The organism is Clostridium beijerinckii (assembly GCF_008705175.1).
GTDB classification, from domain to species: domain Bacteria; phylum Bacillota; class Clostridia; order Clostridiales; family Clostridiaceae; genus Clostridium; species Clostridium beijerinckii.
The window spans coordinates 1,428,775-1,448,676 of sequence record NZ_CP043998.1 but is presented as its reverse complement, the minus strand read 5'-3'; the positions used below and the strand labels follow the sequence as shown (position 1 = coordinate 1,448,676).

Below are 19,902 nucleotides of genomic sequence, written 5' to 3'. Positions count from 1 at the left end.
TTTATATGATTAAAACCCATTTTTTCTTAGGAATTCCATTGTAATATTGCTATTTTCATTTTCTTCTTTTTCTTTTCCACCAAATAACTTTTCCACATATTTCCCAATTAAATCGCACTCCAAATTAACCTTTGAATTAACTTTTTTATATGAAAGTATAGTATTATCTATAGTATGAGGTATAACAGAAACCTTAAATACTTCATCATCAACATAAGCAACAGTTAAGCTTATTCCATCTATTCCAATTGATCCTTTATATATAATGTATCTTAGTACCTCCTCAGGTGCAGATATAGTAAACCAAGTTCCATTACTTTCTTCTTTTATGGAAACTATTTTTCCAACACCATCTATATGTCCACTTACAATATGACCACCAAGCCTATCGCTTAATCTCAATGCCCTTTCAAGGTTTACTTTATCTCCAGCCTTTAAATTTCCTAAGTTACTTTTTTCTAAAGTTTCGCCCATCACTTCTGCTTTAAAAGAATCTGAATATTTTTCTTTTACTGTTAAGCAAACTCCATTGGTAGCTATACTATCTCCGACTCTAGTTTCCTTTAAAACTTCACTACACTTGATTTCCATAACTCCAAAGCCATTACCTGTGCTAAATTTCTCTAACACGCCAACTTCTTCAATAATTCCAGTAAACATCTTCTCCTCCTTATTCTTTCATCTCTTATTTAGCAACATAACCTTCTAGTACTAAGTCCTCTCCAATCGTTCTATAATTAATGTCCTCTAATCTAACTGCATCATCTAATTTAAAGAATCCTTTTCCTGCTATACTATTTCTGCTTTTTTGTCCACCTATTATCTTAGGTGCTATATAAAATCTTACTTTATCTACAATTCTCTCTTCTAATGCAGAAAAATTTAAAGTTCCTCCACCTTCTATAAGTATTGAATCTATTCCTTCTTCTCCAACCCTCTTAACCAGCTCTTTCAGATTAACTCTATTATCTTTATCTGCCACTTCTATAACTTTAATGCCCATAGATCTTAATTTCTTTTTCTTTTCTTTATCTGATTTTAAAGTAGTTACTACTATTGCAGCTTTATCACTATTTGTGAGAACTTTAGACTCTAGTGGGATTCTAAGATTACTATCTACAATAATCCTGATTAACTTCTTTCCATCGTTGATTCTGCATGTGAGTTCAGGATTATCTTCAATTACCGTGTTTACACCTACCATAATCGAATGAAACCTATTTCTTAAGTGTTGTGAATCTTCTCTAGATTCTTTAGATGTAATCCATTTTGATTCTCCACTATAAGTTGCTATCTTCCCATCAATAGACATTCCACTTTTCAAAATGACAAATGGAATCTTTGATGTTATATACTTTATAAAAATCTCATTCAATTCTTTACATTCTTTTTCTTTAATACCTACTACAACTTCAATCCCATGCTGTTTTAACTTTTCCACACTTTTTCCAGAAACTAGTTCATTGGGATCTAACATACCTATTACTACTCTTTTAAACTTTTTTTCAATTATTAAATCTACGCATGGGGGTGTCTTTCCATAATGAGCACAAGGTTCTAGTGTGACGTAAATTGTACTTTCCTCCACAGATTTTGTTGCATTTTTCACTGCATTTCTTTCTGCATGAGCTTCTCCATAGCACTCATGATAACCTTCTCCTATTATCTCATTGTCTTTAACTATAACGGCTCCAACTAGTGGGTTAGGATTTACTTTACCTATTCCTCTTTTAGCTAATTCTAAAGCTATCTCCATGTACTTCTCATCCAAAGCTAATCATCTCCAATTTTTCATACTATTTCCTATAATATAATCTTATAAATACTTAGTTGAATTATAATTTAATGAATAATAAAGAAACTCCGGGATTCAAATCCTCGGAGTTTTAAAAAATTGTAATGATTATTTATATATACAAGTAAAATTTTAAAATTTATCCTATATATTACAGCATATATTTTAAGCCAGTTCTATCATTCTTATATAATTTCAAACTTAAAAAATATATTGTAATAAAAAAACCCTGAATTCTAATAAATTCAGGGTACTTAAATACGAACAAATAACATTTAAAACTTTAATTTTAAATATAATTTATAACATTACTCTCTTCTTTCATCCAGACTTTACTGTCGGCTTCGGAATCTAACCGAATCTGCTTTTTAAAGCTCGCGGGCTGTACCGCCGATAGGGAATTTCACCCAACCCCGAAGATTTCTTTATTTAATTTACAATAACTATGATATCATGAAGTTTTATCTTTGTAAAGTGATTAGCTAAAATTTATGATATCGAATTCTTTCTTCTTTTCTTTAATCCATTGAAGCATCTTAGGATCATTCCAAATGTCTAAACCTAAGCTAGCATATTTCATAGCTTCTTCCTCGCTTCCAAATCTAATTAAATTAGGCAAGGTACTTGAAACTCTTTTTTGTTTTAATATGTATGGTATAACATGCGGGTTTCTCTTATATGCTCTTCTTAAAGCACTTTCTGCCGCTTTAATTTCATTAATCTTATATAATAACGCTACTCTACTATAATGTATAGCTGCCAAATTATCTTTTTCATATTTTTCTAGCAGGCTTTTTAGTTGTTCATATCTCTCCTCAATTAAAAGCCAATTAACTACTAAACTTCTAACCACTAATTCATCTTTCTCATCATACTCTAGGATTTCTAAAGCATTCTCTATTGCAGCTTCTTTTTCACCAATTTCCCATAAATGAATCGCTAAACTATACTTAGCTCCGAAAAGTTGCCTCGCTATTTTTAATCTAAGAAGCTCTGCCGGTGCATTTTTCAAATCATCTATTCTTAATAAATTCTTCGCTGCGTTAACTGCTTTTTCTAGAAGTTCTGTCCTCTGATTATTATTTAAACTAGAATCTTTTGATAATATTATATATGCATCCGCACAATCTTCATATACTTCTAATGCTTCTTTTGCATATTTTGCTTTATTTTTATAATTCTTTTGTCTCCATGCACACTCAATAGTTCTTTGAGCCATTATATAATCTTTATGGACAGCAAATTTAAAAGGAACTTTTGTTTCATCCTTAACAGCTTTATCCTCTTCTATTTTATCATTCATAGTTAATGCAACTTCTTCTTTAGCTTTTAGCATAGTACCTTCTGAAGCTTCTGCATCCTTATTTTCGCCTATTATCCATTTATTATTATCTTTTGATATATCTAATAAGCTTTTTACTTCCTTTGATTTACTAGAGCCTGTACTACTACTAACACCAAACTCCTTATATAAGTCAGCAACTTTAATATATGGCTTTTCTTTTGAATCAAATAAGTTATTTGCAGTTCCTATAGCATGCACTATTCCTGCTCCCCATGAAAAGCTCTTCCCCTTTTTAAATTGTTCTTCATAATTCAAAAATAAAGTTTCTGTTGCTAGAACACAAATATTCTTATAATCTTCATTGAGATATTCATCTGAAAAACTCTTTATTTTTTCAATTATTTCTTCATACTTGCTAGCTATTCCGTTAGATAATTCTTGCATTTCTTCTTATAGCTCCTTTATAAAAATCTTTAACAAATTTGACTTTATCCTACAACAATTATAATTTGCAAGTATAGTCACCAAATTTATAATTTTCATTTTAGATTTACAATATTCTCTATAAAAATATTATAAGTTCATTACTTTTTTCGTCCATATTACATTATAACATATTAAATATATTTGTATCTACTTTTAAATTTTTATAAACATTTTTGTTGTTTTAATCTATTATCTAGGGTATTACCAATCTTAATATATATTTTTCTGAAAATTTTAGTTCATTAAGGCATACGAAATAAATGAAGTGTTATTTTTTGATTATGCCTAAAGCTCATATTAAACTATCAATCAGGTAATGCAAACAAATAATTTTATAAAAAATGAATTTATTAACACATTTCTATAATTTCCCTCATAAACATATTTAATGATAACAATTTTAAATAAGGAAACTATATGCTAACAAATAGTTTATATAATTTATCCTTTTTACTATCAATGCCTTATAATAATATCAATTTAATTTCTAAACATAAGTATAATTTAGATGATACCATATTAAAAGAAATTTACCTAAAAAAATTATTCAACTTTGAATGGGCAAAAAAATTAAACTCTTCATTTAAAGACTATAAATTTGATTATGCATATAATATACTAGAACAAATTCCAAGTTTTATTAAGGTTAAACTGATTCTGAAGACTTCTTTTATTGTTAAAACTTATCCTCAAAATATAAATTCAGTTTCAATAAATGAATATATACTCATTTTAGAGTATTTGCAAGACAAATGCAAAATACAATTTATAGCAGAGAATGAAGAAAATCCACTTTTATATGAACATATCCTAAATACTGATTTATCAAGCCTAGTAAATAGCCGTAATTTCAATAAAAACAGCAACATAAATGTATATAAGGATAAACTTTCATCAATTGATTCATTATTTGAAATGTTCATAGCTTCTAGCTGGCTTTCTACTAATAACCATGATGAAAAAAGAGCTTCCAAATTTAATGTCACAGATGCCTGCGATTATGCTGAAAGATTTTCATTAAATTATAATCCTGAATACAAATCATTTTCTGGCATCGGAGGGGATTGTACTAATTTTATGTCTCAAATAATTCATGCTGGGGGTTTCAGTCAAAATGCAACTTGGAAACCATATACTCATGCCTGGATTCGAGTTGAAGAACTATATCAATACTTAATAACGCAGAAATTAGAAGCCACTAAGCTTCCAAACGATAAATCATTAGATAGAGGCTGCTTAATTCAATTTTACACTCCGTCTATAGGACGATATTTTCATAATGGCTTTATTACTTATAGGCTTCAAAATGGTGACTGTCTTTATTGCTGTCATAGTTATGACAAATTGAATTATCCTCTTAGTCAAATTTATCCCAACAGATATCCAACACTCAGAGCCTTAAAATTCGATTGATATACAATATCTATCTCAAACTCCAGATCATATATAGATAACCCAACACTATAATCTATACTTATTCGTATAACTCACCGAAATGAATAATATACTTTTGTTCCAGTTTCTGGTTGGAAGATACTTCATAGTTTAAGTATAGTTTATGATTATTATATCTATAAATCTAAGTCAGATACATGTTTACCTGAATACTACAAAACATAACTCTGAAAGCACATAAAAAGAGGTTGCATTAAGGACCAGCTTGCTTCAACTTTAATCTTGCAAGCTAATCCTTAGCAACCTTACTTATAATTAAATCAATTTTTAATAAGTTAACTAAGTTCGTGAACTCAAATTATAAATTTGAACTTTCATTTATAACAGTTAGCTTTCAAATACATATTCATAAATATGTATCTCATTTCTTTGATTTATATATATGCTTAATTTTAACGTTTATATTGTTATACAGTTATCTCACTCTTGATTTTTAATGCATCTTCATTATTCTTAATAATAGGATCTACATATTCATCTATAAACTCAACAACTTGACTTGGTGCTCTTCCAACAAACTTATTTGGATCTATAATTGCTAGAATTTCTTCCTTAGATAGGCCAAATGAATCATCATTTATTATTCTATCTATTAGGTCATTATCTAACCCTTCTCCTTTTACTCTTTGAGCAGCAGCCATAGAGTGCACTCTAATTTGTTCATGTAATTCTTGTCTATCCTTACCTCTTTTCACAGCTTCCATCATTATATTTTCAGTAGCCATAAATGGTAATTCTCTTTGCACGTGAGATGCTATAACTTTATCATATACTACCATGTTTTCAGCAATATTTATGTATAAATTTAAAACTCCATCTAATGCTAAAAATCCTTCAGCTACAGATAGTCTCTTGTTAGCTGAATCATCTAGTGTTCTTTCAAACCACTGAGTTCCTGCTGTAATTGCTGGATTTAATGCATCTACTATTACATATCTAGCTAATGCACTTATTCTTTCACTTCTCATAGGATTTCTCTTATATGCCATAGCTGATGATCCTATTTGATTTTTTTCAAATGGCTCTTCCATTTCCTTCATATTTTGAAGCAATCTTAAATCATTACTAAATTTGTAAGCACTTTGAGCAATTTCCGATAATGTATTTAATACAATAGAATCAAGTTTTCTTGGGTATGTTTGGCCTGTTACTCCATAACTTTTTTCAAATCCCATTTTTTCTGCAACAATTTTATCTAAAGACTTAACTTTATTTTCATCTCCATCAAAAAGTTCCATAAAACTAGCTTGAGTACCTGTAGTACCCTTAACACCTCTAAGCTTTAATGTTGATAATAAAAAGTCTATATTTTCAACATCCATTACTAAATCTTGCATCCATAATGTAGCTCTTTTTCCTACTGTAGTTAATTGAGCTGGTTGAAAATGTGTAAAACCTAATGTTGGCATGTCTTTATATTCTAGTGCAAAATTTTTCAAATGATTTAGAACTGTAACTATTTTATTTTTAATTAGATTTAAAGCATCTCTCATTATTATAATATCTGTATTATCTCCAACATAACAAGATGTAGCTCCTAAATGGATAATTCCCTTTGCGCTTGGACATTGAAGACCATATGCATATACATGACTCATAACATCATGTCTAACTTCTTTTTCTTTTTTAGCAGCCTCATCATAATTTATATCATTGATATGTTCTTTTAACTCTTTGATTTGTTCCTCAGTTATATTTAATCCGAGTTCTCTTTCTCCTTCTGCTAAAGCTACCCATAATTTTCTCCAAGTTGTAAACTTCATATCATCAGAAAAAATAAAGCTCATTTCCTTTGATGCGTATCTTGAATTTAAAGGTGTGCTATATAAATTTCTCATCTAAAAACCTCCACACGAATATATTTTATGCTTTTTCTTTTAACATTCGTATTATATCATATTTTTTTCATTTTTGCCTATTTAATTTTAGAATTATTTGTTCTCTTTTGTATTTAAATTTATTTTACATTTTTGTTATTATTGTCTCTAAGAATCATATATATATACTAAGGATCATATTAAAGATTGGAGTGAAGAAATATGTGTAAGATAGGTATCTTAGATAAACTTTCCTTTTTATTAGTTCTTATAGGTTCATTAAATTGGGGAACAATAGGTTTGTTCAACCTAAATATAGCAAAATTAATTTCTATGAATATTCCAATAATAGAGAGGTTTATCTATATTGCAGTATTTTTAGGTGCCTTAGATTTGGTTTCATTGCTATTTAGATGCAATTTAATAATGGATGAGAATTAGACTTTAATTAAAGATCTGCATGAGTAATCGATATCAAGAATTATACTTATATAAATTATTTAATATTTATACTACTAATGCACCAAAAAAGGTTCCATATTAATAATATGGAACCTTTTTTGGTATATTAGTCTTCTAAAGTTTGAACTAATTTAACGATTTCTTCTACTGCTAAAGCTTCGTCATCTCCTGAAGCAACAACCTTGATAGTAGCATCTTTAGTTACTGCTAAAGATAATACTCCGATTAAGCTTTTTACATTTGCTTTCTTGCCGTTATATTCTATACTAACGTCTGATTTAAATGAAGAAGCCTTCTTAACTAATAATGTTGCTGGTCTAGCATGAAGACCAGATGAATTTTTTACTGTAACCTCTTTTGCTATCATTATATACACCTCTTTACAAAAAATTAATAAATATAGCATTTAACTATTATAGTATAATCGTTTTTATTGATAATTTCAACTTAAAAATGATTGCTCATATGATAATTTAGAAATAATTTTAATTATCTAGGTTGTACTATTAATTTTATGGCCGTTCTTTCTTCTCCATCTATTTGTATATCTGTGAAAGCCGGTACACATACTATATCTTTTCCACTTGGTGCAACAAATCCCCTTGCTATTGCAATAGCCTTAACTGCTTGGTTTATAGCACCTGCACCAACAGCTTGAATTTCTGCAATATTTTTTTCCTTTATTATAGCTGCTAGTGCACCTGCTACAGAATTAGGATTTGATTTTGTTGATACTTTTAATACTTCCATTTTTGTTATTCCTCCTAGAATTTAATACACAAATCGTTTACATTAAATATATTCTATATAATTCCTAAAATTCCTTTTAGAATTACTAAATTAAAAAATATTTTTATTTCTAGGTATTTTGTTTTTATATACTCAATTATAGTTTAAATGAATTAATTACATCTAATCTATAATAAAACGAAGTATATTTCATCACTTAACAAAATATACTTCACTTTTTTTACTTAGCAAAATCTACTGCTCTAGTTTCTCTTATGACATTAATTTTAATTTGTCCTGGATATTCAAGTTCTTCCTCGACACTCTTAACTAAATTACGTGCCAATTCAATTGTTCCAGCATCATCTACTTTATCTGGTTTAACCATAATTCTAATCTCTCTACCAGCTTGAATGGCATATGACTTTTCTACACCTTCATGTGAATTTGCAATTTCCTCTAACTTTTCCAATCTCTTAATGTATGCTTCCAATGTCTCTCTTCTAGCGCCTGGTCTAGCCGCTGATATTGCATCTGCCGCTTGAACTAGTACTGCTTCTAAAGATTGCATTTCTACATCTGAATGATGTGCTGCTATTGCATTTATTACTAATGGCGATTCGTGATACTTTTTAGCTAGATCTCCACCAATTAGAGCATGAGGCCCTTCTTGCTCTTGATCCACAGCTTTACCAATATCGTGTAGCAATCCTGCTCTTTTAGCTAAAGTAACATCTAAACCTAGCTCTGAAGCCATTAAGCCAGCTAAGTATGAAACTTCTATGGAATGCTTTAACACATTTTGCCCATAACTTGTTCTATACTTTAATCTACCAAGAAGTCTTATAATTTCAGGATGTAGTCCATGTACACTAGTTTCAAGAGCTGCTTGCTCTCCTTCTTCTTTTATACTACTTTCCACGTCCTTAGTTGCTCTTTCAACCATCTCTTCGATTCTCGCTGGATGTATTCTGCCATCCACTATTAACTTTTCTAGTGCCATTCTCGCAACTTCTCTCCTAATTGGATCAAAGCTAGAAAGAATGACTGCTTCTGGAGTATCATCTATAATTAAATCAACTCCTGTTAATGTTTCCAAGGTTCTAATGTTTCTTCCTTCTCTACCTATTATTCTACCTTTCATCTCATCATTCGGTAGTGCAACAACGTGTACAGTTGATTCAGACACATGATCGGCAGCACATCTTTGGATCGCAGTTGTAATTACTTCCCTTGCTCTCTTGTCTGCCTCTTCTTTTGCCTTACTTTCAATATCTTTTATCATTAAAGCTGCATCGTGTGTAATTTCTTTCCTTATTTCATCTAGAAGAATCTCACGTGCTTCTTCACTAGATAGAGCCGATATTCTTTCAAGTTCTGCTCTTCTTTCTTCATAAAGCTTCTGTACTCTTGCTTCTACTTGATCTACCTCAAGCATTCTTTGATTGATTGTTTCGTCTTTCTTTTCAAGAAGTTCACTCTTTTTATCAAGTGCTTCTTCTCTTTGAATTACTCTTCTTTCAAGCCTTTGAATCTCATTTCTTCTCTCACGAGATTCCTTATCAAAATCATTTCTTAATTTATGAAGTTCTTCTTTTGCCTCAAGGATTGCTTCTTTTTTAGTTGCTTCTGCATCCTTTTTAGCTCTTACTAGAATTTCTTCTGCTTCTTTTTCAAGCGATTCAATCTTTGCTTTTGATATGTTTTGAATCGTTTTATAAACCACTATTCCTAATATTAATAAAACTATTACATCTATTAATATCATTACTGCTGTTACCACATAAACACCTCCTAATTTATCATTTTCTCATTATATTATTAACAAGAAAGTATAGTAGGTGTCATATTCTTCTCACTGCATTTGGAATATGATAAACCAGTATTCCTTTTTATTCTATATTAAAAACAAAATTATGTCAAGTTTGCGCATATAACTGTTACATACTGCATTATGCTGTTAAATACTTAATATAGCTGCATATATATGAGTTATCATAATATATGCAGCTATACATTTATTAATAAATATTATGAAGTAAATTCACATTTAAACTTTCCATTTATTACATCTTCTTTATTCTTTTGTATCTACAGCAACATCATCTTTATCGCTTATATTTTCTTTAGCTCCCTCTGGTGCAGCTGCCTTAAATAGTTCTGCAGGTGGAAGATTATACTTTTCTCTAATTTGATTTTCTATATCTAATGCCACTTCAGGATTTTCTTTTAGATATAATTTAGCATTTTCTCTTCCTTGACCTAATCTTATATCTCCATAAGAAAACCAAGCGCCACTCTTTTGAACAATCTCTTCTTTTACTCCAACATCTACTATATTACCACATCTTGATATACCCTCATTATACATAATATCAAATTCTGCTTGTTTAAATGGTGGTGCAACTTTATTTTTCATGACCTTTATTCTTGTTCTGTTACCTATTATTGAATCCCCTTGTTTTATAGAATCTATTCTTCTAATATCAAGTCTTACTGATGCATAGAATTTTAATGCTCTTCCTCCAGTTGTTGTTTCTGGCGAACCAAACATAACCCCAACTTTTTCTCTTAATTGGTTAATAAATATAGCAACACAATTAGTCTTATTTATTGTTCCTGCAAGCTTTCTTAACGCCTGTGACATAAGTCTTGCTTGAAGACCAATATGTGAATCTCCCATTTCTCCTTCAATTTCAGCTTTAGGTACTAAAGCCGCAACTGAGTCTACTACCAAAACATCAATAGCTCCAGAACGGACTAATGCCTCAGCTATTTCAAGTCCTTGTTCCCCTGTATCAGGTTGAGAAATTATTAAGCTATCTACATCAACTCCAAGTTTTTGGGCATAACTAGGATCTAATGCATGTTCTGCATCTATGTATCCTACTGCTCCACCTTTCTTTTGTGATTCTGCCGCTATATGAAGCGCAATTGTAGTTTTTCCTGAACTTTCTGGTCCATAAATTTCAATAATTCTACCTTTAGGTACTCCTCCAATTCCAAGAGCTATATCTAAATCTAAACATCCTGTTGATATAGCATCCATGTTAGAAATATTGTGATCACCCAATTTCATTACTGATCCTTTACCAAATTGTTTTTCTATATGACTCATAGCACTTTCAATTGCTTTTAACTTTTCTGCATTTATAATTCCCATAATACTAATTAACTCCCTTCCATCGAACTTATGTTCTATATTTATTATAAATTAATTACAAACCATAGTCAATAATTAATTCTAAGAAAAGCCCCTTCTTTGCTAGCAAAGAAGGAACCTTTTTAATTCATATCCATTTTTTTATATTTCTAAACATGGATCTTATATATTTTATTTATCGTAAGAAACAGCTTCCTTATTCTTTTTAAAGTAATCGTAACCTGAAAGCAGGGTTACTATAACCGCAATCATAAGCATTATCATTGGAGCGAATTTAAAAAATCCTTTCAAATAATAATTGTCTATTACAAAAATTTTTAACAGCCTTGCATCATGAATATTTACTTTTAATAATAATAAAATTATTGCTATAATTTGTATAACCGTTTTAATTTTTCCCCACCAGCTAGCTGCTATAACTCTTCCTTGCGCTGCCGCTATTGATCTTAAACCTGAAACAGCAAATTCTCGTGCAATTATAACTACGGCTGCCCATCCTGGTACTACCTGTAAATCAACTAAAGAAATTAACGCCGCAGTAACTAATAATTTATCTGCTAAAGGATCCATAAATTTTCCAAAGTTAGTTATTTGATTTCTAGATCTAGCAATATACCCATCTAACTTATCCGTTAATGAAGCTAAAATAAATATAAATGTAGCAATAAAACTTCCATATGGTATATCTTTAACTGCTATAAATACTAAAAATACAGGAACCAAAAATATTCTAATTAAGGTTAACTTATTTGCAAGATTCATCAACAACAACTCCCACTAAATCATAATCCATAGTCTCTACTATTTTTACCTTTACAAATTCACCATTTTCTATTTTTGCATTTGATTCAAATAATACATTTGCATCTATATCAGGAGCCATTTCATAGCTTCTTCCATAATAGCACTTTCCATTATATCCCTCAACAAGAATATCATATAACTTTCCAATTTTCAATTTATTTATTTCTTCTGAAATATTCTTTTGTAAAAGCATTAAATCTTCTTCTCTTTTTTCCTTAATTTCTTCATCTATTTGCCCATCCATTTTAGCAGCTGGAGTATCTTCTTCCTGAGAATAAGTAAATGCACCTACTTTCTCAAGCTTATGTTCCTTTAAGAAATCAATAATTTCATTAAAATCTTCATCAGTTTCGTTTGGAAATCCTACTATAAATGTTGTTCTTATAACAATTTCAGGAACTCTTTCTCTTAAAATTTGTATTTTATTAATTATATCTTTTTTACTAGTTTTTCTTCCCATAAGTTTTAAAATCTTATCGCTTATATGTTGAATAGGTATATCTAAATACTTTACAACTTTTTCATTGCAAGCAATTTCGTTTATAAGTTCATCATATATCTCTTCTGGATAACAATAAAGCACCCTTATCCATTCAATTCCTTCAATTTTGGATAATTCCTTAAGAAGAACATGCAGATTCTTTTTCCCATAAATATCGCTTCCATATAAAGTAGTGTCTTGAGCTATAAGTATAATTTCCTTTACTCCACTCTCACTCAAATCTCTTGCTTCATTTATAATATTTTCCATCTTCCTACTTCTAAATTTTCCCCTTATCTTAGGAATTATACAATATGTGCAAAAATTATTGCATCCTTCTGCTATTCTTATATATGCACTCTCCCTTTGAGTTGTAATAATTCTCTTTCCTTCATTAATGTTTTCATCGGAATAATTCAAAAGTTCTGTTGCTAATTTATTTCCATCTATAAATTCAGTTATGATTTCATTTATTTTATTATAGTCATTAACTCCAAGCATTATATCTATTTCAGGTATTAATGTCTTCAACTCTTCTCCATATCTTTGAGTAAGACACCCTGTAGCTATAAGCAGTTTGCATTTATAATTAATTTTATAATTAGCCATCTCTAAAATTGTGTCAATAGATTCTTGTTTGGCACTCTCTATAAATCCGCATGTATTCACTATAATTATATCTGCGTTCTTGGGGTTATTAGTTATCTCATATTCATCACTCATCTTACCTAATATTATCTCTGAGTCAACTCTATTTTTATCACAGCCTAAGCTTACCATTCCAACTTTATACTTGCTTGAAGCCTCTTCATTATATTGTTCTCTATTCTTCGCTATTTCTATTTTAATTTCGCTCAACTTCTTATATCCTCCTACGTTCTAATAGTCTTAATTATAACAAATTAGAACTACATTTTACAAGTTGCTATTATACATATACTACTCCCAAATCTCATAAAAATCACTTATTATTTTACCTCAAAAGAGTTAAATTAAAAAAGTTAACATAATGTTTAATTTTATTTCATAATTAATCTAAAACTATAGCTTTAAACTTTTTAGACATTATTAATTAATTTTCCTCTTCATGTTCATCTTCTAATAGCTGCTGCTTAGTAATAAGCACCTGCCTTGGTCTACTTCCATCCTTTTCCGATATAATCCCCCGTTCTTCTAATTGATCCATTATTCTAGAAGCTCTATTAAACCCTATTCTGAACTTTCTTTGAATAAACGAAGTTGATGCCTGACCATACTCAACTACAACATTTATCACCTCATTAAGTAATTCATCAACATCGTCATTACTATCATTTGCATCCACAGATTTTGAATCTGACGCATTATTAATATGATCAATTATATCTTCTTCATACTTAGTATCACCCTGTTCACTCTTAATAAACGATACAACTTGCTCTACTTCTTCCTCCGATATGAAGCAGCCTTGAACTCTAAGAGGCTTACTTTCTCCCACTGGATAATATAACATGTCACCTTTTCCTAACAATTTTTCCGCTCCGGATCCATCTAAGATAGTTCTAGAATCAATTTGAGATGATACTGCAAATGATATTCTAGATGGAATATTAGCTTTAATTACCCCTGTTATTACATCAACTGATGGTCTTTGAGTTGCTATAACTAAATGCATACCTGCAGCTCTTGCCATTTGTGCTAATCTTCCAATATAATCTTCTACATCATTAGGACATACCATCATAAGATCAGCAAGCTCATCTACTATAATAACTATATATGGCAGTTTTTGTTCTATTATACCCTTATTAAATAATTCATTATACGACTCCATATTTCTAACTCCAGAGTCTGCAAAGAGCTTATACCTATTGGTCATTTCATTTACTGCCCAATTTAAAGCTGCTGCCGCTTTCTTAGGATCTGTAACAACTGGAATCAAAAGATGTGGTATTCCATTATAAACATTTAACTCAACAACCTTTGGATCTACCATTAAAAGTTTAACTTCTTCTGGATTATACTTATATAATAGGCTTATTATAAGAGAGTTTATGCATACACTCTTACCAGAACCTGTTGCCCCTGCAATCAGTGTATGTGGCATCTTACTCAAATCTCCCACAACACATTTTCCTGATATATCTTTTCCTAAAGCAAATGCAAGCTTTTTCTTAGACTCGATAAATTCATCATTTTCTAGAACTTCTCTTAAAAAGACTGGTTTTTGTTTTCCATTTGGAACTTCTATACCAACTGCCGCCTTACCTGGAATTGGTGCTTCTATTCTTATCCCAGAAGCTGCTAACCCTAAAGCTATATCATCAGATAGATTTACAATCTTACTAACTTTGACACCCGGACTTGGCTGAAGTTCAAATCTCGTAACTGATGGACCTTTTGTAACTTGAGTAACCTTGGCATCTACTCCAAAATTAGATAATATTTCTTCAAGCTTATTAGCATTCTCTATTAATTCTTTTTTGTCACTGCTATTAAGTTTTGTATTTGAATTTAATTTTAATAATTCAAGGCTTGGATGTTTATACTCCTTAGTTTCTTTTTGTTCCATTATATGTTCTTGTATCTCTTTATTTACTACTTCCTTAACATCATTACCTAAGTTTTCTTTCTTCTTAGTATGACTTTGCGTAGGTTTTTCTATAAAACTCTCTATCTGAATATCTGATGATACTTCAGCTTTTGATATAGGTGAGATTTCTGTATCATCACTAGTATTTTTCATAAAATCTAGAATTTTTATCTTCTTTTCTACACCAGAAAGAAATGCTTCTTTTTCATTTTCTTTATCATCTTTTTCTACTATATTTATAAAGTTCTCTCTAACTGGTTTCTGCTCATCCCTTACTTTTCTACTTCTTCTGCTATTTCTTATTTTTTCACCTTTATTGTAGGCCTTTATCCCTAAATCATAAAGAGTAATATCGAAAATCAAAGTGATGGCAATTATTGAAAATGCGAGAAGAACTATATATGTCCCAAGGGCCCCTATAATTTTATACATTGGATAACATATGAGATATGCCATTATTCCACCATGAGGAGTCTGGGCGCTATCATTAAGTATGACCTTAAAATTTTCAAAAAAACTTCCTTGCCCGTCTAAACTTTGAATGTTTATTGTTCCAAATGTCAATATGGTAACAGCTACTAATATAGTTATTCCAAAAAAATTCTTGCTTAATTTAATATTTCCTCGTGTTTTTATATATTGGAATCCAAAATATATTAAATAAATAGGCAATGCATTTGCACCTATTCCAATTACTACATATGATACTCTTTGCGCTAAAGATGATAATATTCCAGCTAAAGAAGTGTATATTGCTATACCAAGTATTATTCCTGTTGCAATATACACTATTCCTACTATATCTGGATTTATTGTGTTTTCATCTTTTTTACTTTTTGTAGTGCTATGTTTGCCTTTAGTCCTACCCACCTTAAATCACCTCATAATTTTATTTCTACATTGAATAGCAATTCTCCTTTAATAAGATAACACTAAAAACAAAAATCGGCTATAGATTTTTTCTATAACCTTAAAAATAGCTACTATTTTTCTATTAATTCGTTAAGTTTGCTTAAAGCTTCCTGTATTCCTCCAACTTGGTCAATAAGTCCACAATCAACTGCTTGCTTTCCAATTAACATTGTTCCTACATCATTTAATAAATCATCTGTCTGAAGCATGAATCTTTCTAAAGTATCTGGTTTTATATTTGATGTTCTAACTATAAACTCATTTATTCTTTCTTGCATTTTCTTAAAGTATTCAAATGTTTGAGATACTCCAATCACAAATCCATTCATTCTTACTGGATGAACTATCATTGTTGCAGATGGTGTTATAAATGAAAAGTCTGCTGATGTAGCAAGCGGTACTCCTATGGAATGACCTCCACCAATTACTATAGAAACGGTTGGTTTTGACATACTTCGAATCATTTCAGAAATAGCTAAACCAGCTTCTACATCTCCTCCAACTGTATTTAAGACTATGAGTAGCCCTTTTGCATCATCATTTTGTTCGATATCTATTAATTGAGGTATAATATGTTCATATTTTGTGGCTTTTGTTTGTGGGGGAAGTACAGAATGCCCTTCAATCTGCCCTATTATAGATAAAACCTGTATTCTTTTATTTGGAGTTGCTAATGTAGTATTTCCAAGTTCTTTTACATTTTCTATTTTATCCTGTGCTTCTGATGTATTTTTATCTTCCTTTTCTTTCTCATTATTATTTAAAATATATTTATCCATAAAATAATTCCTCCTATACTCTTTTTATTTTGTACAGTAGGAATTATTTTATACATAAGTGAAATTCCAAATCTATGATTTGGCTAATTGAACTTACTCAGCGAACGAAGCGAGTCGAGTTTCCTTTTAAATTCAAAATCTATGATTTAGTTACTCGAACTTACCCAACTAGCCAATTTTCCTTTTGAATCCCAAATCTATTATTTTATTAATTTAACTTACTCTATATAAAAACTCATAGAACTCATTTAATTAAACTTCCGTTATATTAAAGTTTAAAAGTTTTATGTAAAACATTTATTGCTTCTTTTTCATTTTCAGAGTGAACCAAGCACCAGATTGTCATATGAGAATCCGCTGTTTGTAATACTTCTATATTATTATCACTTAATGCCTTGATTATTTTAGCCATTACTCCTGGTATTCCCTTCATTCTAGAACCAATAACCGCTACTTTGCTACAGTTGTCTATCAAAGTATACTTTAAACTAGCACTATTTAGAACATTTTCTAAAATCTCTTTATCCACTTGATTTATAGTGAAAATTTGTTCATTAGGAAATATATTTATTAGATCTAAGCTTATTTTATTTGCAGCTAATAAATCCAATACATTTTTGTATTTTACATTTCCTTGATTTTCTGCAGCCCTTATAGAAATCTGAATTCTATTCTTTTGGCTTGCGATTCCTGTCATTATCCTGTCATTGCTTTTATCTCCAAAGTTGTTTATTAAAGTTCCTTTACTATTGCTCATAGTATTTTTAATTAATATAGGAATATTTCCTTCCATTGCAACTTCTACAGCTTTTGGATGAATTACTGTTGCCCCCTTATCTGCTAGTTGGAATACTTCATTATAGCTTATAACATCAATTAAATTTGCATTTTCAACAACTCTTGGATCTGCTGTCATGATTCCATCTACATCAGTATATATTTCAATTTCTGACGCTTTAAGGGCCACTCCTAAAATAGAAGCCGTCGTATCGCTTCCCCCTCTGCCTAAAGTAGTTAAATATCCGTTTTCAGTCATTCCTTGAAATCCAGTTACTACAGGAATTCTTCCTTGAGACACTAACTCTAGTATTTTTTTAGGTTTCACCTCAATACAAGTTGCATCAGTAAAATTATTATCAGTTAATATTCCTGCTTGTCCGCCAGTAAGTGGTACAGCATCAATTCCTGCATTATACAAATCATTACTCATAACAACTGAGCTTATAATTTCTCCACATGTCATTAATAAGTCTTGTGCTAACTTATTGGCATTTTTAAATTTATCGCTTATTAATGATAATAATGTATCTGTTGCATATGGCTGACCTTTTCTTCCCATTGCTGATACTACCACAACAGGACTATATCCATCTTTAATAGCACTCTTAACTTTTTCAATTACTTTCTTTCTATTTTCTTCAGTGGATACTGAAGTTCCTCCAAACTTTTGTACAACTATTTTCATTAAATTTCCTCCCGAATTATAACTTTACTTTTTTTATTACTTCCTCATCTGCATCTAATATGATAGTTTTAGCACCAATTTTTTTTACACAATCCCATGGGATTTCTAAAAAATCTTTACTGCTAAATAGATTAAATTTTCCACCACTTAAATTAACTATTAAATATTTAAAATTTCCTTCTTCATCTATTATTAGATCATTATTCAATAGATAATCATATTTTTCACCATCATTTATATTAATAAGTTCGTATCTCTCTATATCACTTAAATATTTCACCTTATTTTCTTCGCTCATAATAAAAACCTCCTTTTAGTACTCATAAAATAATATGAGAAAAGGAGGTGTATTATTACATAATCTTCTATAAATTAATTTTACCATTATGATTTGAGTTATCATATGCTTTGGCACTCTTTAGTATTATAGAATCTAATTTACTATATTCTACATCTTGCCCAACATATGCTGCATTTATAACTCCCTTTTTAAAACATCTTTCTAATACGTATTGTATATCATCTTTTCTTATATTATCTATTTTCTTTATTACTTCTTCTTGAGTTTTTATTTTATTTCTAAACAAGAATGTCTTTGCATTCGAAAACATTCTCGAACTAGTACTTTCAAGCCCTAAAATATAATTAGCTTTAATTTTCTCCTTGTTTATTTCAAGCTGCTTATCAGTTATTCCATTCTTACTAAATAGAGTAATTTCCTTTTCTATAACCTCTAAGGCCTTCTCTCCATAATTTCTATTTAAGCCAGCATATATGTTTAAAGTTCCAACTCCCTGAAATGGTTGCAAGTAAGATGTTATAGAATAACATAATCCTAATTCTTCTCGCACTTTTTGGAAAAGGATTGAAGATGCACCACTTCCAAATATATTATTAAGTAGCACTAATGCGTAATTGTTTTCATCTCCATAAGGTAATCCCTCTAATCCCAGAGAAATATGAAGCTGCTCGATTTCTTTTTTTGCATATGCAGAATCAACTTGTATTATTGTTTTATCATATTCTGGAGTATATTCACCTTTGCTTTTCCATTCACCAAAATATTTATTAATCAATTCATCTAACTCTTTATCATTGAATTTACCACAAACTGATATTACAGAATTATATGGCGTATACTTTTCACTAATAAAATTTAATATCTTTTCTCTAGTAAATGACTTTACCAATGGTATTGTTCCTAAAATAGGATATCCTAACGACTCATTTCCAAAACAAGCTTTAGAATGCACATCATCTAATACATCTTCCGGCGAATCTTCACTCATATTAATTTCTTCAATTACTACGCCTTTTTCTTTTTCTATCTCTTCTGGATCGAATTTTGCATTTAAAAGTATGTCTGAAAGGACATCTAACGTTAAATCTAGATGGGTATCTAATGCTTTAATATAATAACAGGTAGCTTCTTTACTTGTGAAAGCATTGATCTGTCCTCCAACATTCTCAATATCCTCCATTATTTCTTTAGAAGTTCTTTTATCAGTTCCTTTAAAAAACATATGCTCAATAAAATGGGATATTCCATTAACTTCTGGACTCTCATTTCTAGAACCATTCTGAACCATTACTCCAACACTGATAGAATTTAAGTGTTCTATTTTTTCTGTTACAATTCTTAATCCATTTTTAAGGGTATATGTGTTATACATTTTATACTTGCCCTCCTTCTTAGT

General features: G+C 30.0%; 17 protein-coding genes and 1 riboswitch. Of the genes, 2 read left to right on the top strand and 15 right to left on the bottom strand.

Features of this window, described 5'->3' with window-relative positions; genetic code table 11:
- Nucleotides 1–9 precede the first annotated feature (9 nt).
- The 3 genes from F3K33_RS06575 to F3K33_RS06565 all read right to left on the bottom strand — a co-directional run bounded on the left by F3K33_RS06575 (nucleotide 10) and on the right by F3K33_RS06565 (nucleotide 3,524).
- Complete coding sequence (locus F3K33_RS06575; protein WP_011968561.1) at nucleotides 10–660, bottom strand: riboflavin synthase; 651 nt, start codon at nucleotides 658–660, stop codon at nucleotides 10–12.
- A 25-nt stretch (nucleotides 661–685) separates the two neighbouring features.
- Complete coding sequence (gene ribD / locus F3K33_RS06570; protein WP_023973306.1) at nucleotides 686–1,771, bottom strand: bifunctional diaminohydroxyphosphoribosylaminopyrimidine deaminase/5-amino-6-(5-phosphoribosylamino)uracil reductase RibD; 1,086 nt, start codon at nucleotides 1,769–1,771, stop codon at nucleotides 686–688.
- 333 nt (nucleotides 1,772–2,104) lie between these two features.
- A riboswitch (FMN riboswitch) is annotated at nucleotides 2,105–2,220 on the bottom strand.
- 53 nt (nucleotides 2,221–2,273) lie between these two features.
- Nucleotides 2,274–3,524, bottom strand: coding sequence for a DUF6398 domain-containing protein (locus F3K33_RS06565; RefSeq protein WP_039772237.1), 1,251 nt, complete (start codon nucleotides 3,522–3,524; stop codon nucleotides 2,274–2,276).
- 459 nt (nucleotides 3,525–3,983) lie between these two features.
- Between F3K33_RS06565 and F3K33_RS06560 the strand changes: the two genes are divergently transcribed.
- Nucleotides 3,984–4,979, top strand: coding sequence for an amidase domain-containing protein (locus tag F3K33_RS06560; protein ID WP_039772239.1), 996 nt, complete (start codon nucleotides 3,984–3,986; stop codon nucleotides 4,977–4,979).
- A 449-nt stretch (nucleotides 4,980–5,428) separates the two neighbouring features.
- Here F3K33_RS06560 and purB read toward each other — a convergent pair whose 3' ends face one another.
- A complete protein-coding gene (gene purB / locus F3K33_RS06555; RefSeq protein WP_039772241.1) occupies nucleotides 5,429–6,859 on the bottom strand; it encodes an adenylosuccinate lyase in 1,431 nt (476 codons plus the stop codon).
- A gap of 201 nt (nucleotides 6,860–7,060) precedes the next feature.
- On the opposite strand from purB, the gene F3K33_RS06550 reads away from it, so the two are divergent.
- Nucleotides 7,061–7,279 carry a DUF378 domain-containing protein gene (locus F3K33_RS06550; RefSeq protein ID WP_011968556.1) on the top strand — a complete coding sequence of 73 codons (219 nt, stop codon included), beginning with the start codon at nucleotides 7,061–7,063 and terminating at the stop codon, nucleotides 7,277–7,279.
- A 127-nt stretch (nucleotides 7,280–7,406) separates the two neighbouring features.
- Here F3K33_RS06550 and F3K33_RS06545 read toward each other — a convergent pair whose 3' ends face one another.
- From F3K33_RS06545 to F3K33_RS06495, 11 genes are all read right to left on the bottom strand, one after another.
- The gene (locus F3K33_RS06545) at nucleotides 7,407–7,667 is read right to left on the bottom strand and encodes an HPr family phosphocarrier protein (protein ID WP_011968555.1); all 261 of its coding nucleotides are present in this window, start codon (nucleotides 7,665–7,667) and stop codon (nucleotides 7,407–7,409) included.
- A gap of 122 nt (nucleotides 7,668–7,789) precedes the next feature.
- Nucleotides 7,790–8,050 (bottom strand): stage V sporulation protein S, encoded by a 261-nt coding sequence (locus F3K33_RS06540; RefSeq protein ID WP_009169189.1) that lies wholly within the window; start codon nucleotides 8,048–8,050, stop codon nucleotides 7,790–7,792.
- A gap of 220 nt (nucleotides 8,051–8,270) precedes the next feature.
- Nucleotides 8,271–9,812, bottom strand: a complete 1,542-nt coding sequence (gene rny, locus F3K33_RS06535) for a ribonuclease Y (RefSeq protein ID WP_011968554.1) — start codon at nucleotides 9,810–9,812, stop codon at nucleotides 8,271–8,273.
- Between the two features lie 294 nt (nucleotides 9,813–10,106).
- Entirely contained in the window at nucleotides 10,107–11,192 is a 1,086-nt protein-coding gene (gene recA / locus F3K33_RS06530) for a recombinase RecA (protein ID WP_023973309.1), read from the bottom strand.
- A gap of 171 nt (nucleotides 11,193–11,363) precedes the next feature.
- Nucleotides 11,364–11,954 (bottom strand): CDP-diacylglycerol--glycerol-3-phosphate 3-phosphatidyltransferase, encoded by a 591-nt coding sequence (gene pgsA, locus F3K33_RS06525; RefSeq protein ID WP_011968552.1) that lies wholly within the window; start codon nucleotides 11,952–11,954, stop codon nucleotides 11,364–11,366.
- On the bottom strand, nucleotides 11,938–13,257 hold the full coding sequence (gene rimO, locus F3K33_RS06520) for a 30S ribosomal protein S12 methylthiotransferase RimO (RefSeq protein WP_171780387.1): 1,320 nt from the start codon (nucleotides 13,255–13,257) through the stop codon (nucleotides 11,938–11,940). Before rimO ends, pgsA begins: the two co-directional genes overlap by 17 nt.
- Before the next feature lie 292 nt (nucleotides 13,258–13,549).
- On the bottom strand, nucleotides 13,550–15,919 hold the full coding sequence (locus F3K33_RS06515) for a DNA translocase FtsK (protein WP_039772245.1): 2,370 nt from the start codon (nucleotides 15,917–15,919) through the stop codon (nucleotides 13,550–13,552).
- A 113-nt stretch (nucleotides 15,920–16,032) separates the two neighbouring features.
- Nucleotides 16,033–16,740 carry a ClpP family protease gene (locus F3K33_RS06510; RefSeq protein ID WP_011968549.1) on the bottom strand — a complete coding sequence of 236 codons (708 nt, stop codon included), beginning with the start codon at nucleotides 16,738–16,740 and terminating at the stop codon, nucleotides 16,033–16,035.
- A gap of 268 nt (nucleotides 16,741–17,008) precedes the next feature.
- The gene (dapG, locus tag F3K33_RS06505) at nucleotides 17,009–18,205 is read right to left on the bottom strand and encodes an aspartate kinase (RefSeq protein WP_039772247.1); all 1,197 of its coding nucleotides are present in this window, start codon (nucleotides 18,203–18,205) and stop codon (nucleotides 17,009–17,011) included.
- Nucleotides 18,206–18,221: 16 nt separating this feature from the next.
- On the bottom strand, nucleotides 18,222–18,503 hold the full coding sequence (locus tag F3K33_RS06500) for a YlmC/YmxH family sporulation protein (RefSeq protein ID WP_011968547.1): 282 nt from the start codon (nucleotides 18,501–18,503) through the stop codon (nucleotides 18,222–18,224).
- Between the two features lie 67 nt (nucleotides 18,504–18,570).
- The gene (locus F3K33_RS06495; RefSeq protein ID WP_017210729.1) at nucleotides 18,571–19,878 is read right to left on the bottom strand and encodes a M16 family metallopeptidase; all 1,308 of its coding nucleotides are present in this window, start codon (nucleotides 19,876–19,878) and stop codon (nucleotides 18,571–18,573) included.
- Between the last annotated feature and the right edge of the window lie 24 nt (nucleotides 19,879–19,902).